Here is a 13,872-nt window from a genome sequence, read left to right as displayed (position 1 = left end):
GAACCTCACAGAAAAGATCGAGTCGGCCGCGCGTGCCGCGGCCGTTGGCTTGAAAGCCTCGGGGTAGTCTACCGGATCGCGCGCCGGCCCCCTGCCCATGGGTTAGCGTCGAAGGATGCCGCGCCACGACATCCTCATCCGCACGACCTCGGAAGCCGACTGGCAGGCGGTGCGGGCGCTGCGGCTCGAGATGCTCCGCGACTACCCGATCGCCTACGCCGAGACGCTCGCGCACGCGCTCGACGTCGAGGAGCCGGTATGGCGCATGCGCGCAGCTCGCGGCACAACCCACGGCCAGACGTCGATCGTCGCGATCGACGGCGAGCGCTGGGTCGGGCAGATGGGCGGCTACATCCCGGATGCCGCGACGGGCCCGCTGCTCGTCGGCGTGTACGTCGCGCCCGACTACCGCGGCGACGCGGCCGGCGTCTCCCGCTTGCTGCTCGACGCCGTGGAGCAGTGGGCGCGCGGGTTCGGCGACACCCTCCGGCTCGAGGTGCACGAGGACAACCCCCGCGCGATCCGGTTCTACGAGAAGCTCGGGTTCACGCTCACCGGTCGCAGTCGCGAGTACGAGCTCGAGCCCGGCGGCCTCGAGCTCGAGATGATCAAGCCCCTCCGCTGACGGTGGCGCACGCCAGACTTGCCACATGACCGTGTTCATCGATGTGCTGCTCGTCGTCGCGATCCTCGGCACGGGGGTCGTCTCCGGGGTCTTCTACGCCTTCTCGGGGTTCGTCATCCAAGGGCTGCATCGGCTGCCGGCCGCCGATGCGGCACGGGCCATGCGCGAGATCAACGTCACGGCCGTGCGTGCGCCGCTCATGCTCGCCATCTTCGGCACCGCCCTCGTCGCGCTCGCCCTCGTCGTGCTCGCCATCGCCGGTCAGCTGGCGGCGCCCTGGTGGGCCATCGCCGGGGCCGTCGTCTACCTCGTCGGGGTGGTCGGCGTCACGGGCGGTGCGAACGTGCCGCGCAACAACCGGCTCGCAGCGGCGTCGGCGAGCGACGACGCGGCGCTCGCCGCCGCCTGGGGAGAGTTCCGGCCGGGCTGGCAGGCGTGGAACCACGTGCGCTCGCTCACATCGGCGGTGGCGTGCGTGTGCCTCGTGGTCGCCCTCGTGAGCTGAGTGCGCAGGCCAGGCGCTAACGACGCTTCTTCGGCGCGACGACCGCAGTGACCTGGTGGGCGGTCTCGGCGAACGCCTTGCCGATCGCCGACGCGAACGCCCGCTGCTCGTGGTTGAGCGCGGTCTCGTCGCCGAATTCGGCGCCGGCCAGCGTGGCGGCGTCGGCCGCGGCATCCGATGACACGAACGGGATCAGCCAGTCTTCGAGCGTCTCGAGCGGGGTGCGGTCGAGCTTGTAGTAGCGGTGCTGGCCCTCTTCGCGCACGACGACGAGTCCGGACTCGCGCAGCACCTTCAAGTGCTTGGACACCGTCGGCTGGCTCGCCCCGAGCGCCGTCACGATCTCTGAGACGCTGATCTCCCCACCCGAATGCGGAACGCCCTCTCGTTCGAGCAGCACCGCGAGGATGTCGCGCCGCGTCGAGTCCGCCACCACATCGAAGATGTCCGCCATGCCCCAAGGGTAGTCACTCCCGGCGGGGAGTACCATGACTCACGCATTCGCTGATGGCACGGAGGGGGCTCGATGCGCGCACAGCCGTTGGCCCGCCTGGGTCGAGTCGATGGGCGGTCATGGTTCGGGCAGGTGCGCGACGCCATCGACGGGCTCGTCAAGCACTCGCCGTCGCGCTTCGCGATCCTCATCTTCACGACCCTCATCCTCGTCACCACCTTGCTGCTGTCACTGCCGATCGCACGGGCAGGCGAGAGCAGTGTCACGCCGCTCGCCGACGCGGTGTTCACGGCGGTGTCGACGATCTGCGTCACGGGCCTGGCGACCGTCGACATGGCGACCTACTGGTCGCCGTTCGGCAACGCGGTCATCTTCATCGGCATGAACGTCGGCGGCGTCGGCGTGCTGACGCTCGCGTCGATCCTCGGTCTCGTCATCTCGCGCCGGCTCGGACTGCGCGCGAAGCTCATCGCGGCGAGCGACACCAACCCGTCGCGCATCCACGTCGGACCCGTCGCCGAACGACAGGCGGTGCGGCTCGGCGAGGTCGGCGGGCTGCTGGTCACCGTGGCGGCGAGCCTGCTCGTCATCGAGGCCGTCATCGCGATCGCCATGATGCCGAGCATGTTCGCCGCCGGCTACGACTTCGGCACGAGCGCCTGGTACTCGAGCTACTACTCGGTGAGTGCCTTCACGAACACGGGGTTCAGCCCCAACCCAGCGGGTCCCGTCGAGTTCGTCGACGACTACTGGTTCCAGTCACTCCTGATGCTCGACGTGTTCCTCGGCAGCCTCGGGTTCCCGGTGATCTTCGCGCTGCTGCGCACCTGGCGCAAGCCGCGCCGGTGGAGCGTGCACGTCAAGCTCACGATCGCGACGACGGTCATCCTCTTCGTCGCGGGCGCGGCGATGTTCCTGCTCCTCGAGTACAACAACCCGCGCACCTACGGCCAGCTCGACGCGTCGCCCACGGTCTTCCAGTCGTTCTTCATGTCGGCGATGACGCGCTCGGGTGGCTTCGCGACGATCAACATGCACGACCTGAACAGCTCGAGCATGCTCGTCTCGGACATGCTCATGTTCGTCGGCGGCGGCTCGGCGTCGACCGCCGGCGGCATCAAGGTGACGACGCTCGCCGTGCTGTTCCTCGCGGCGTTCGCCGAGGCGCGCGGTGCGCCCGCGATGGAGGCGTTCGGACGGCGAATCCCCCGCGACATCCTGCGGCTCGCGGTGAGCGTCGTGCTGTGGGGAGCGACCATCGTCGCCGTGTCGACGATCGCCATCGCCCAGATCACGAAGGAACCGCTCGACTTCGTGCTCTTCGACGTGATCTCGGGCTTCGCCACGTGCGGCCTCTCGACGGGCCTGACCGCCGAGCTGCCCCCCGAGGGCAAGTACGTCATGGCCGCCACCATGTTCATGGGGCGGGTTGGTACAGTGACACTCGCCGCGGCTCTGGCGGCCAGCCAGCGCCGACAGTTGTTCAGGCGTCCGGAAGAGAGGCCCATCGTTGGTTGATCGCATCAAGCACGATGCCCCGGTGCTCGTGATCGGTCTCGGCCGATTCGGCGCCGCGACGGCAGGCCAACTCGACCGCCTCGGTCGCGAGGTGCTCGCGGTCGACGGCGACGAGGCCCTCGTGCAGAAGTGGGCGGAGCGCGTCACGCACGCGGTCGTCGCCGACGCACGCAACATCGACGCGCTCCGCCAGATCGGCGCACAGGACTTCTCGATCGCGGTCTGCGCGGTGGGCTCCTCGATCGAGGCATCCGTGCTCATCACGGCGAACCTCGTCGACCTGAAGGTCCCGCAGATCTGGGCGAAGGCGATCTCGGCATCGCACGGCAAGATCCTGCAGCGCATCGGCGCGAACCACGTCATCTACCCCGAGCGCGAGGCCGGCGAGCGCACCGCGCACCTCGTGAGCGGCCGCATGCTCGACTTCATCGAGTTCGACGACGACTTCGCCCTCGTGAAGATGTACCCGCCGAAGCCGATTCGCGGCAAGACCCTCACCGAGTCGGGCGTGCGCTCCCGGCACCGCGTCACCGTGGTCGGCGTGAAGAGCCCGGGCAAGCCGTTCACGTATGCGACCGAGAAGACCGTGGTCTCGAACCACGATCTCATCATCGTGTCGGGCACCGAGGGCGACATCGAGAAGTTCGCGGCGCTCGAGTAGCGAACGAGGTCGGATGCCGCAAGGTGCCGGCCCGCGCCGGCGGCCTCAGGCGACGAGCGTGGCGATGAGCCCGGCGAGTGCCGCGACGAACGCGATGCCGAGCAGCACGAGGCCGAGCGTGCGGATGACCCGGCGACCGACGGGCGGCTCATGCAGCCGCAACCGGTCGGGCTCGCGCTGCTTGTAGAAGGCGGGCTCCTCCTCGGGGTGCTGCACGTGCGCGCGCTCCTCGGCGCTGAGATGCCGGGAGTGGAACGCACCCTCGGCGAACCACCGCACGACGCTGCCCTCCTCGCCGTCGATGACGACGGCCTCGGTGCGCAGCCACCGCCCGTCGGCCATGCGGATGAGGAGCGCCAGCAGGAGGCACGCGATGCCGCCGCCGAGTGCGATCCAGCTGATCACCTCGGTGACGACCGAGACGACCTCTGCTGCACCCATGCGCCTACGGTACCGTCGCGGCGACGCGTGCTCGAACGCAGCTGCGCGGGTCAGGGAGCTCTCGGCACCGCCGCCTACGCTTGGGCTGGTGGACTGCGCCTACTTCGACGACCTGCGATGCACCTCGTGCACGCTCATGGGTCAGCCGTATGCCGCGCAGCTCGACGAGAAGCAGCGGCTCGTCGCGGCGCTGCTCGAGCGGCACCGCGGGCTCAGCTGGCTCCCGCCCGTCGCGAGCACCGAGGCGGGCTACCGCAACAAGGCGAAGATGGTGGTCGGGGGCACCGTCGACGCCCCGACCATCGGCATCCTCGACGCCGACGGCTACGGCGTCGACCTCCAGGCGTGCGGCATCTGCTCCCCCGGCCTTCGCGCGGCGTTCCCGGCGATCTCGGCATTCATCTTCCGCGCCCGGCTGACCCCGTACGACGTGCCGGCGCGAACCGGCGAGCTGAAGCACCTCATCATCACGGAGTCCCCTGCCGGCGAGCTCATGATCCGGTTCGTGCTGCGCTCGACCGAGGCGCTCCCGCGCATCCGCAAGCACCTGGCGTCGCTCCTCGAGGCGCTGCCGCAGGCGCTCGTCGTCACGGCGAACGTGCTGCCCGAGCACAAGGCCGTGCTCGAGGGCGCGCACGAGGTCGTGCTCACCGACGCCGACACCCTCCCGATGCGCGTGAACGACGTGACCCTGCACCTGCGCCCGCAGGGCTTCTTCCAGACGAACACCGAGATCGCGTCGGCGCTGTACCGCGAGGCGCGCGAGTGGGTGCGCGAACTCGCCCCGGCGAGCGCCTGGGACCTCTACTCCGGCGTCGGCGGCTTCGCCCTGCACATCGCGGGCGACGCGGGCGAGGTGGTCGGCATCGAGACGAGCGTCGAGGCCGTCGCGAGCGCCGAACAGAGCCGGGCGGATGCCTCGCTCCCCCGTCTGCGCTTCGCCGCCGGCGATGCCACGGCGTTCGCGCTCGCGGCGACGCGTTCGCCCGAACTCGTGATCGTGAACCCCCCTCGCCGCGGCATCGGCGCAACGCTCGCGGGCTGGCTCGAGGCATCCGACGCCCGGCACGTGCTCTACTCGAGCTGCAACGCCGCGTCGCTCGCGCGCGACCTCGACGCGATGCCGTCGCTGCGCCCCGTGCGCGGCCGCGTGTTCGACATGTTCCCGCAGACGACCCACGCCGAGGTCATGGTGCTCCTCGAGCGCGCCTGACGCGCGCGGCACCCCCTCCACCCCGTCCACGCGTCACGGATACCGACGGCAAGCGCACTCTCGACGCGACGTCGAGGGGGGTGCGAGGGGATGAGGGATGGGGGATGGGTATGGGGGCGGGTGGGAGCGGCCGGCGCGCGCTACTCGAGCAGGTCGGCGGTCAGCGCCGCGAGCTCGGCCTGCCGGGCCGCCTTCGACCGCGGCGCGCCGGGCACGCCGGGCCGCTGCTGCCACGGATGCGGGCCGTCGAGCGGCCGGTACCCCACGCCGATCGCGTCGTAGATCGCGAGCTGCTCGTCGAGCCGCGACGAGAAGTCGTCCCAGTCCTTGCCGGGGGCGCTCCACGCGACCTCGGCGAACGCCGCGAGCCGCGGGAACACCGCGTAGTCGAGCCGCGCTGCGGTGTCGAGGTGCTCGGTCCACGCGTTCGCCTGCACGCCGAGCACGTGCCGGCGCATCGCCTCGTCGGCGTCGCCGGGCAGCGGCTCGAAGTCGTAGACGTCGCGGAGGCTCAGCACGGTGCCGACGGGGATCGGCTCGTCGGCGGCATCCGACTGCCGGTAGTCGAGGTAGGCGAAGTCGTCGGGGCAGAGCACCACATCGTGACCTCGGGCGACCGCGACCTGCGCACCCCGAAGGCCCCGCCACGAGGCGATCGTCGCGCCGGGCGCGAGGGGACCTTCGAGCACCTCGTCCCAGCCGTAGAGGCGACGCCCCGCCGCGGTCAGGTGGTCGTCGAGCTGACGGATGAACCAGGCCTGGAGCTCGTTCGGCGTCGCCAGTCCGCGCTCGGCCATGAGTTCGCGGGTGCGGGCATCCGCCGCCCACTGCGTCTTGCGGGCCTCGTCGCCGCCGACGCCGATGTAGGTCGACGGGAAGACGTGCATGACCTCGTCGAGCACGCCGCGGAAGAAGTCGACGGTCGACTCCTCGACGTTGAGCACGTCGTCGGTGATGCCGTAGCGCGTCCACACCTCGACGGGCTCGCCGCTGACGCCGAGCGAGGGGTAGGCGGCGAGCGCGGCCCGCACGTGGCCGGGCGTCTCGATCTCGGGCACGACCGTGATCATGCGCTCGGCGGCGTATGCCACGATCTCGCGCAGGTCGTCGTGCGTGTAGAAGCCGCCGTGCGGGCGCCCGTCGAGCGTCGACTCCGGGCCGTGCCCGAGCTGCGACTCGGGCCGCCATCCGCCGACCTCGGCGAGCCGCGGGAAGCGGCGGATCTCCATGCGCCAGCCCTGGTCGTCGGTGAGGTGCAGCTGCAGCACGTTCACCCGGTGCAGCGCGAGCAGGTCGATGAGCCGCAGCACCTCGTGCTTCGGCCGGAAGCTGCGGGCGACGTCGAGCATGAAGCCGCGCCAGCCGAAGCGCGGCGCGTCGTCGATGACGGATGCCTCGACCGCCCATTCGCGGCCGGCCACCGGCGCGCGCCGGAACGCGTCGGGCCCGAGCAGCTGCCGGAACGCCTGCCCGCCGTAGAACAGCCCGGCCTCGCCGCCACCGGTGATCGCGACGCCCGCCGGCGTCACCTCGAGCCGGAAGCCCTCGCGCGGCATCCGCTCATCGAGCGTGAGGCGGATCGCGCCACGGTCATCGGCATCGCCGCCGGCCGGGTCGCCGGCTGCCAGCGGCAGCGCGAACCCCGTCGCCTCGCGCAGCTCGGCCTGCAGCCGACGGGCGACGGATGCCGCGGCATCCGCGACCGCCTGGATGCCCGTGTCGGCGGTGAGCGCGAAGTGCCCTGCGCCTCGGCGGACCTCCAGCGGGCGCGGGATCACGCGCCCGCCGCCAGCTCTCGTGCGCGAGCCAGCGCGGCGTCGGTCGCGCGGTCGAAGGTCTGCTTGAGGTCCGCCTCCTCGAGCACGACGATCGCGCGCTCGGTCGTTCCCTTCGGGCTCGTGACCCGGCGGCGGAGCTCGGCCGGGTCGTCGTCGGATGCCGCGAGCAGCTCGCTCGCTCCGCGGAACGTGCCCTGCACCATCACGGCGGCCTGCTCGGGTGTGAACCCCTTGTCGACGGCCGCGGCCGTGAGCTGCTCGATCAGGTAGAAGACGTACGCCGGCCCCGAGCCCGAGATCGTCGACAGCGCGTCGAGCTGGGACTCGGGCACGACGAGCACCTCGCCGACCGTCTCGAAGAGCGCCACCGCGAGCGCGAGGTCGTCATGGCTCGAACGCGTGCCCGCGGAGACGCCCGTGATCGCCCGGCCGACGAGAGCCGGGGTGTTCGGCATCGAGCGGATGACGGAGACGTGCTCGGGCAGCAGGCGCTCGAACGTCTCGACCGTGACGCCCGCGGCGACCGACACCACGACGGTGCCGGGCTCGAGCGACGGGGCGATCTCGCGCAGCAGCTCGGGGACCATCGCGGGCTTCACCGCGACGACGACGAGCTTCGCACCGGCGACCGCCGCGACGTTCGCCGCGGCATCGGTCTCGGTGGCGAAGGCCGTGACGCCGTCGAGCCCGGCGAGCTCGGCCGCCTTCGAGGTCGTGCGGTTCGTCGTGCGGATGCCGCCCTCGACGGTGACCGTCGGCGTGAGCAGCCCGGAGATGATCGCGCGGGCCATCGAGCCGGCGCCGAGGAAGGCGATCGGGGGCAGTTTCACGGGGGTGTCGGCACTCATGCGACCATCCTAGGATCGGCCTCCACAGACCCGATGGGGCGCTGCAACGCGCCCGATGGCCGCCTTAGGATTGCTGCTATGAGCGCATCAGGCGGAACCAAGGCAATCATCGCGGCATTCCTCGCCAATACCGGCATCGCGATCACCAAGTTCATCGCCTGGTTCTTCTCGGGGTCCTCCTCGATGCTCGCCGAGGCCGTGCACTCGGTGGCCGACGCGGGAAACCAGCTGCTCCTCATCTTCGGTGGTCGCCAGGCGAAACGGGCGGCCGACAAGGAGCACCCCTTCGGCTACGGCCGCGAGCGCTACGTGTACGCCTTCGTGGTGTCGATCGTGCTCTTCTCGGTCGGTGGCGTGTTCTCCATCTACGAGGGCATCGACAAGCTGCAGCACCCGCACGAGCTCGACGTGCCGTGGCTTCCGATCCTCGTGCTCTCGATCGCGATCGTGCTCGAGTCGTTCTCGCTCCGCACCGCCGTGAAGGAGTCGAACCACGTGCGCGGCCGCCAGAGCTGGGTGCAGTTCGTGCGTCACGCGAAGGCTCCCGAGCTGCCGGTCGTGCTGCTCGAAGACATCGCGGCGCTCCTCGGCCTCGTGTTCGCGTTCATCGGCGTCGGGCTCACGATCATCACCGGCGATCCGCTCTTCGACGCGATCGGCACCCTCTTCATCGGCGCGCTGCTCATCGTCGTCGCCGTCATCCTGGGCCTCGAGACGAAGAGCCTCCTCGTGGGCGAGGGCGCGACCGATGCCGACCACGCCAAGATCGAGCAGGCGATCCTCGCCGGTCCCGAGGCCGACCGCATCATCCACATGAAGACCCTCTACCTCGGTCCCGACGAGCTGATGGTCGCCGCGAAGGTCGGCTTCCACGCCGACCAGAAGCTGCTCGAGGTGTCGGCCGCGACGAACGCGATCGAGACCCGCATCCGCCACGCCGTCCCTGCGGCGCGCGTCATCTACGTCGAGCCCGACGTCTACGTCGAGCCCAACCAGGTGGCGCCCGCCACCGACGCGATCGTCATCAAGGGACTCGAGTGACGCGCGGCCTCAGCGGCGCCGGCGGCACCGGCGGCACCGGCACTACCGGCGGCGCCGGCCTCACCGCGCTCGTGCTCCGGCACGACTCGGCGATCGGCCTCGGCAACCTCGGGCCCACGCTCGAGGCGCATGGCTACGAGGTCGTCACGGTCGATGCTCCGTCGACGGATGTCTCGGCGCTCGATGCCCTCGCCCCCGACCTCGTCGTGGTGCTCGGCGGCGACGAGGCCGCCTACGAGACCGACCGCTACCCGTACCTCGCCGACGAGATCCGGCTGCTCGAGATGCGCGTCGCCGCCGAGGCGCCGATCTTCGGCGTCTGCCTCGGCGCGCAGCTGCTGGCGAAGACCCTCGGCGCCCGGGTCTACCAGGGCCCGCGTAAAGAGGTCGGCTGGCTCGAGGTCGAGCCGACCGAGGCGGGCGCGGTCTCGCCCGTGCGGCACTTCGCGGGCGTGCCCACCGTGCAGTGGCACGGTGACTCGTTCGAGCTTCCCGACGGCGTCGAACGCCTCGCGACCTCGCCGCAGTACGAGAACCAGGCGTTCGGCATCGGCGAGTGGCTCCTCGCGGTGCAGTTCCACCCCGAGGTCACCGACGAGATCCACGAGGAGTGGCTGCGCGCGTGGGGCGACGAACTGCCCGAGTACGGCCTCTCGCGCGAACGGCTGCGCGACGAGCGCGTCGCCTTCGGGCCGGCCGCCAACGCGGCATCCGCGGCCCTGCTCGGCGAGTACCTCGAGGGGCTCGCCGCCCGCGGAGCCGCGCGTCGCTCCGCTTGACCGGGTCGAATACGGCCACGCGCTCGAATGCAGGATGAGACGCCGCATGCGTGCGCTGGGCGGATGATGGTCGCGCTCATCCTGCAGACGCGGCCGTGAGTTCGTGCGGTCAGCGCGCCGGCGGACGGCGCAGCGGATCGTCGAAGAACTCGAGCAGCAGGCGAGCGGATGCCTCGGCCTCGACCCCCGCGAACACCTCGACGCGGTGGTTCAGCCGCCGGTCGCGCAGCACGTCGTAGAGCGAGCCCGCCGCGCCGGCCTTCTCGTCCCACGCACCGAACACGACCCTCGGCACGCGCGCTGCGAGGATCGCCCCCGCGCACATGACGCACGGCTCGAGGGTGACCACGAGCGTGCAGTCGGTGAGGCGCCAGTCGCCGGTGGCCTCGGCGGCGGTTCGGAGGGCGAGCAGTTCGGCGTGCGCCGTCGGGTCGCCGATCAGCTCACGCTCGTTGCGCCGGGCGGCGATGACAACGCCGTCGCGGTCGACGACGATGGCGCCGACGGGGACGTCGCGTGTGGCCGGCGCTTGCTCGGCCTCGGCGAGCGCGAGCCGCATCCACTCGCGGTGGTGCGTGAGGTCACTCGTCGACATGGGCCTCCCGTCCACCGGCTCCCGGTATCGTACCGCCGTGCTTCGCAGCCGGCTTCGCCTCGGGCGCGCGCCGACGCGCCGTGCCCCCGCTCAGTAGACTCGAGGCCATGCGAGTCCACGTTGCCGACCACCCGCTCATCACGCACAAGCTGACGGTGCTCCGCGACGTGAAGACGCCGTCCCCGGTGTTCCGCTCGCTCGTCGAAGAGCTGATGACGCTCCTCGCCTACGAGGGCACCCGCGGCGTGCGGGTCGAGCCGGTCGACATCGTCACCCCCGTCGCACCCACCACCGGCGTGCGCATCGCCGATCCGAAGCCGCTCATCGTGCCGATCCTGCGCGCCGGCCTCGGAATGCTCGAGGGCATGGTGAAGCTCGTGCCGACCGCCGAGGTCGGCTTCCTCGGCATGGCCCGCAATGAAGAGACGCTCGAGCCCACCACCTACGCCGAGCGCCTTCCCGACGACCTCTCCGACCGCCAGTGCTTCGTGCTCGACCCGATGCTCGCCACCGGCGGGTCGCTCACGGCCGCCATCCAGTACCTCTTCGATCGCGGTGCGACGGATGTCACGGCGATCTGCATTCTCGCGGCGCCCGAGGGCCTCGCCGCGGTCGAGCGCGCCCTGCACGGGCGTGACGTGACGATCGTGCTCGGGGCGCTCGACGAGCGACTCAACGAGCTGGGCTACATCGTTCCCGGGCTCGGCGACGCCGGCGATCGCCTCTACGGCACGGTATAAGCGCCGGCCGGAGCACCCATCACCGAAGGATCTTCGGACCGGGCCCCGCAGTGCCGCAGGATGACTGCGGAAGATTTTTTAGAACTACGTTGTGTCGCAGATTCTTTCAACTTGGCCATCGGGATGCCTGATCCTGCCGGATGCCTCGAGGCGCCGCGCACCGCGTGCGATGTCACACCCCGTCATCAGACGGTCATGAATTGACACACGCTCGGGTATGGGTTTGACTGGCGCCCATGACTGACAGCGCACGCTCCCTGATCGCCCCCGAGGCCCTCAGGACGACCGGCATGATGATGCCGGCGCGTGCGTCGATGTGTTGTCGAATGTGCCGCTGACCGCGACCCGACCGCCGAGTCCCGCTGCCGATCCGCACCCCGATCGGCATTGACTCCTTTGAACCCGCCGTATCTCGGGGGTTCGCCAGGCCGCACGGCCATTCGCCCAGACCCTCCCATCGGGGTCTGCTGTTGCACCCTTCACGCAAGGAACCTCGTCATGTCTCTCGCTTTCGCACCCGCTCGCACCACCACCTCTGCCCGCCCCGTCCAGGCCCGGACGGCACCCTCGCTCCCGGCACCCCAGTCGCCGGCTCCGCTCCGCTCGGTCCCCGCCCAGCACGCCATCACGCCGGCGATCGAGGCACCGGCCACCCCTGCTCCCGCGGCGCCGCGCGTCCGTGCGGTCCCCGAAGGCACCGAAGCCCGCGGCTTCGTGCTGTACGTCGGCATCGACGAAGCCAAGGCCCTGGCCGACGGCACGACGCTGCACCGCATCGTGGAGGCGCTCCGCACGCTCACCGCCGAGGTCGCGCCCTCGGCCGAGACCTACGCCGCGGTCGCCCTCGCCCCGGAGGGGGCCGGTGGACGCGATGTCGACGTCGTGCGTCTCGCCCTGCAGGACCCAGCCGCGCTCGCCAAGCAGCGCGAGGGACAGGGGACCCGCGATGACGCCGACCGTCACCCCAATGGTGTGATCATCGACATCTCCCGCAAGCGTGTGCTGCTCGACGGCGAGGCGGCCGGCCTCACCTACAAGGAGTTCGAGCTGCTGCAGTACCTCGTGCTGCGCGAGGGCCGCACGATCGACCGCCACGAACTCATCGAGCGCCTCTGGGATGCCGACGACGAGGCACCGAGCGAGCGCACGATCGACGTGCACGTGCGCCGCCTGCGCTCGAAGCTCGCCCACTACCAGGACATCGTGCGCACCGTCCGCGGCGTCGGATACCGATTCGACCGCCACGCGGATGTCTCGATCCGCCAGGCTTCGACGCCGAGCCCCGACGTCTTCTAGGCCTCGGCGCGAGCGCTCCGGCCCGCCTCGCTCGAGCCACAGCGACACATCTCGAAAAATCACAGAACGATAACTAGCGCCCGTTACCGATCCGTTATATATTCGGAAGTGCACCGACTGTTTGCTGTGGCGGTCGGTGTGGAATGTGATTGCAGGACACTCTTGGTGCAAGGGAGAGGGCCGGTCGTCAGCCTCTACGACCGGCCCTCAACCGATTCCACCTGCGGTTCCCTATTGTTGGATGAGTCCGATCATCGAAGGGAGCCGGCATGAGCGATCGCGCGATCACGGTCGCCGCGTGGGAGTCGCTGTTCCGCACGCAGGTCACCATCATGCGAGCACTCGCCGCCGAGTTCCCGAGCGAGGTCATCTCGCTGAACGAGTACGACGTGCTCTTCAACATCACACGTGCGCCGGGTCGTCGGCTGCGACTGAAAGACCTGAACCGCAACGTGCTCATCACCCAGCCGAGCGTGAGCCGGCTCGTCGACCGCCTCGTCGCGCGCGGACTCGTCGCGAAGACGCACGACCCGAACGACGGCCGCGGCACGGTCGTCGCCATCACCAACGAGGGGTTCGCGCTCTTCCGCCGGGTCGCGATCACGCACATGGAGGCCATCGACCGACACGTCGGGCAGGGCCTCGACGACGACGAGCTCCGCACGCTCACCGAGCTCTGCAATCGGCTCCGTGTCTCGGTCGGCGAAACGCCCGACAGCGCCGGCGTCAGCGACGACTGACCGACGCCTGACCGACGCCCTCCGCCGGCGTCACCGCAGGTGATGCACCCGCAGCCGAACCGCGCGAAGCGCGTCGTCGAAGGTGGCGTACCGGTAGCAGACACCGGGTCGCGGCCGCATCCACATCATCTCGAACTCGCCCCCGGTCTCCCGGAGGTACCCGAGGATGGTGCGGCGCCCGCCGTCGGCGTACCGCGCATCGCACACGCGCCAGCTCATCGCATCGAGGGGCACGAGTTCGACCATGTCGTCGATCGTGGAACCAGCTGTTGATGTCGACACCCTGGCCTCCTCATCGAGTGCGGCAGGCCGAGGCCGATGTCATTGGGGGGCGCGTGTCGATCTCACGCAGACATCGCCCCGGCCTGCCTTCGGGTTCAAGCGATCCCGTTTCTCAGTTCTACGCTCCGGCTCCGGGCGCAGAAACCCCTTGACAGGCGGGCCGCCAGGTGTCGCAGGCATGACGATGGGGCGGGAACCCTACCTCCCACCCCATCGCGGCCTCCGAGGAGACCCCTTTCCCGCCAAGCGACCCGAACTGAGCTCGGCGAGCACGCGCCCGGGCGGTCGGCGGGACATCCGATCGCCTCGCTTGTCGACGCACGACAAGCCTGCCGGTTCGGGTCCGGCTCGGGTTT

At 70.4% G+C, this 13,872-nt stretch carries 16 protein-coding genes; 10 read left to right on the top strand and 6 right to left on the bottom strand.

Features of this window, described 5'->3' with window-relative positions; genetic code table 11:
- Positions 1-115 precede the first annotated feature (115 nt).
- Both QFZ26_RS10660 and QFZ26_RS10655 read left to right on the top strand, forming a co-directional pair.
- Positions 116-625: a GNAT family N-acetyltransferase gene (locus tag QFZ26_RS10660; RefSeq protein WP_307041901.1), complete on the top strand. Its 510-nt coding sequence runs from the start codon at positions 116-118 to the stop codon at positions 623-625.
- Positions 626-650: 25 nt separating this feature from the next.
- Complete coding sequence (locus QFZ26_RS10655) at positions 651-1,130, top strand: anthrone oxygenase family protein (RefSeq protein ID WP_307041899.1); 480 nt, start codon at positions 651-653, stop codon at positions 1,128-1,130.
- A gap of 16 nt (positions 1,131-1,146) precedes the next feature.
- On the opposite strand, the gene QFZ26_RS10650 is transcribed toward QFZ26_RS10655, so the two are convergent.
- Positions 1,147-1,584, bottom strand: coding sequence for an ArsR/SmtB family transcription factor (locus QFZ26_RS10650; protein ID WP_307041897.1), 438 nt, complete (start codon positions 1,582-1,584; stop codon positions 1,147-1,149).
- A 72-nt stretch (positions 1,585-1,656) separates the two neighbouring features.
- Here QFZ26_RS10650 and QFZ26_RS10645 point away from each other — a divergent pair, with 72 nt between their 5' ends.
- Positions 1,657-3,102 carry a TrkH family potassium uptake protein gene (locus QFZ26_RS10645; RefSeq protein ID WP_307041895.1) on the top strand — a complete coding sequence of 482 codons (1,446 nt, stop codon included), beginning with the start codon at positions 1,657-1,659 and terminating at the stop codon, positions 3,100-3,102.
- A complete protein-coding gene (locus QFZ26_RS10640) occupies positions 3,095-3,763 on the top strand; it encodes a potassium channel family protein (RefSeq protein ID WP_307041893.1) in 669 nt (222 codons plus the stop codon). Before QFZ26_RS10645 ends, QFZ26_RS10640 begins: the two co-directional genes overlap by 8 nt.
- Positions 3,764-3,808: 45 nt before the next feature.
- Here QFZ26_RS10640 and QFZ26_RS10635 read toward each other — a convergent pair whose 3' ends face one another.
- Complete coding sequence (locus tag QFZ26_RS10635; RefSeq protein ID WP_307041891.1) at positions 3,809-4,204, bottom strand: hypothetical protein; 396 nt, start codon at positions 4,202-4,204, stop codon at positions 3,809-3,811.
- 88 nt (positions 4,205-4,292) lie between these two features.
- Here QFZ26_RS10635 and rlmC point away from each other — a divergent pair, with 88 nt between their 5' ends.
- A complete protein-coding gene (rlmC, locus tag QFZ26_RS10630; protein WP_307041889.1) occupies positions 4,293-5,417 on the top strand; it encodes a 23S rRNA (uracil(747)-C(5))-methyltransferase RlmC in 1,125 nt (374 codons plus the stop codon).
- 140 nt (positions 5,418-5,557) lie between these two features.
- On the opposite strand, the gene QFZ26_RS10625 is transcribed toward rlmC, so the two are convergent.
- Complete coding sequence (locus QFZ26_RS10625; RefSeq protein ID WP_307041887.1) at positions 5,558-7,195, bottom strand: beta-N-acetylhexosaminidase; 1,638 nt, start codon at positions 7,193-7,195, stop codon at positions 5,558-5,560.
- On the bottom strand, positions 7,192-8,043 hold the full coding sequence (gene proC, locus QFZ26_RS10620) for a pyrroline-5-carboxylate reductase (protein WP_307041885.1): 852 nt from the start codon (positions 8,041-8,043) through the stop codon (positions 7,192-7,194). Before proC ends, QFZ26_RS10625 begins: the two co-directional genes overlap by 4 nt.
- 78 nt (positions 8,044-8,121) lie before the next feature.
- On the opposite strand from proC, the gene QFZ26_RS10615 reads away from it, so the two are divergent.
- Both QFZ26_RS10615 and QFZ26_RS10610 read left to right on the top strand, forming a co-directional pair.
- Complete coding sequence (locus QFZ26_RS10615; protein ID WP_307041884.1) at positions 8,122-9,084, top strand: cation diffusion facilitator family transporter; 963 nt, start codon at positions 8,122-8,124, stop codon at positions 9,082-9,084.
- On the top strand, positions 9,081-9,863 hold the full coding sequence (locus tag QFZ26_RS10610; protein ID WP_307041882.1) for a glutamine amidotransferase-related protein: 783 nt from the start codon (positions 9,081-9,083) through the stop codon (positions 9,861-9,863). Before QFZ26_RS10615 ends, QFZ26_RS10610 begins: the two co-directional genes overlap by 4 nt.
- A 109-nt stretch (positions 9,864-9,972) precedes the next feature.
- Here the strand turns inward: QFZ26_RS10610 and tadA are convergent, their stop codons facing one another.
- Positions 9,973-10,458 carry a tRNA adenosine(34) deaminase TadA gene (tadA, locus tag QFZ26_RS10605; protein ID WP_307041881.1) on the bottom strand — a complete coding sequence of 162 codons (486 nt, stop codon included), beginning with the start codon at positions 10,456-10,458 and terminating at the stop codon, positions 9,973-9,975.
- A gap of 107 nt (positions 10,459-10,565) precedes the next feature.
- On the opposite strand from tadA, the gene upp reads away from it, so the two are divergent.
- From upp to QFZ26_RS10590, 3 genes are all read left to right on the top strand, one after another.
- On the top strand, positions 10,566-11,198 hold the full coding sequence (gene upp / locus QFZ26_RS10600; RefSeq protein ID WP_307041879.1) for a uracil phosphoribosyltransferase: 633 nt from the start codon (positions 10,566-10,568) through the stop codon (positions 11,196-11,198).
- A gap of 498 nt (positions 11,199-11,696) precedes the next feature.
- A complete protein-coding gene (locus tag QFZ26_RS10595; protein WP_307041877.1) occupies positions 11,697-12,494 on the top strand; it encodes a winged helix-turn-helix domain-containing protein in 798 nt (265 codons plus the stop codon).
- Positions 12,495-12,763: 269 nt separating this feature from the next.
- A complete protein-coding gene (locus tag QFZ26_RS10590) occupies positions 12,764-13,234 on the top strand; it encodes a MarR family winged helix-turn-helix transcriptional regulator (RefSeq protein WP_307041875.1) in 471 nt (156 codons plus the stop codon).
- Positions 13,235-13,264: 30 nt separating this feature from the next.
- Here the strand turns inward: QFZ26_RS10590 and QFZ26_RS10585 are convergent, their stop codons facing one another.
- Entirely contained in the window at positions 13,265-13,516 is a 252-nt protein-coding gene (locus QFZ26_RS10585) for a hypothetical protein (RefSeq protein WP_307041873.1), read from the bottom strand.
- Positions 13,517-13,872: the final 356 nt, after the last annotated feature.

The sequence above is a fragment of the Agromyces ramosus genome, from assembly GCF_030817175.1.
Lineage (GTDB): Bacteria > Actinomycetota > Actinomycetes > Actinomycetales > Microbacteriaceae > Agromyces > Agromyces ramosus_A.
This window is presented reverse-complemented; position numbering and strand designations above follow the sequence as displayed.

What these genes read in the sequence shown, in the direction of transcription:
- QFZ26_RS10660 (WP_307041901.1), top strand. Translation starts at nt 116, where the DNA reads ATGCCGCGCCACGACATCCTCATCCGCACGACCTCGGAAGCCGACTGG.
- QFZ26_RS10655 (WP_307041899.1), top strand. Translation starts at nt 651, where the DNA reads ATGACCGTGTTCATCGATGTGCTGCTCGTCGTCGCGATCCTCGGCACG.
- QFZ26_RS10650 (WP_307041897.1), bottom strand. Translation starts at nt 1,584, where the DNA reads ATGGCGGACATCTTCGATGTGGTGGCGGACTCGACGCGGCGCGACATC.
- QFZ26_RS10645 (WP_307041895.1), top strand. Translation starts at nt 1,657, where the DNA reads ATGCGCGCACAGCCGTTGGCCCGCCTGGGTCGAGTCGATGGGCGGTCA.
- QFZ26_RS10635 (WP_307041891.1), bottom strand. Translation starts at nt 4,204, where the DNA reads ATGGGTGCAGCAGAGGTCGTCTCGGTCGTCACCGAGGTGATCAGCTGG.
- proC (WP_307041885.1), bottom strand. Translation starts at nt 8,043, where the DNA reads ATGAGTGCCGACACCCCCGTGAAACTGCCCCCGATCGCCTTCCTCGGC.
- QFZ26_RS10615 (WP_307041884.1), top strand. Translation starts at nt 8,122, where the DNA reads ATGAGCGCATCAGGCGGAACCAAGGCAATCATCGCGGCATTCCTCGCC.
- tadA (WP_307041881.1), bottom strand. Translation starts at nt 10,458, where the DNA reads ATGTCGACGAGTGACCTCACGCACCACCGCGAGTGGATGCGGCTCGCG.
- upp (WP_307041879.1), top strand. Translation starts at nt 10,566, where the DNA reads ATGCGAGTCCACGTTGCCGACCACCCGCTCATCACGCACAAGCTGACG.
- QFZ26_RS10595 (WP_307041877.1), top strand. Translation starts at nt 11,697, where the DNA reads ATGTCTCTCGCTTTCGCACCCGCTCGCACCACCACCTCTGCCCGCCCC.
- QFZ26_RS10590 (WP_307041875.1), top strand. Translation starts at nt 12,764, where the DNA reads ATGAGCGATCGCGCGATCACGGTCGCCGCGTGGGAGTCGCTGTTCCGC.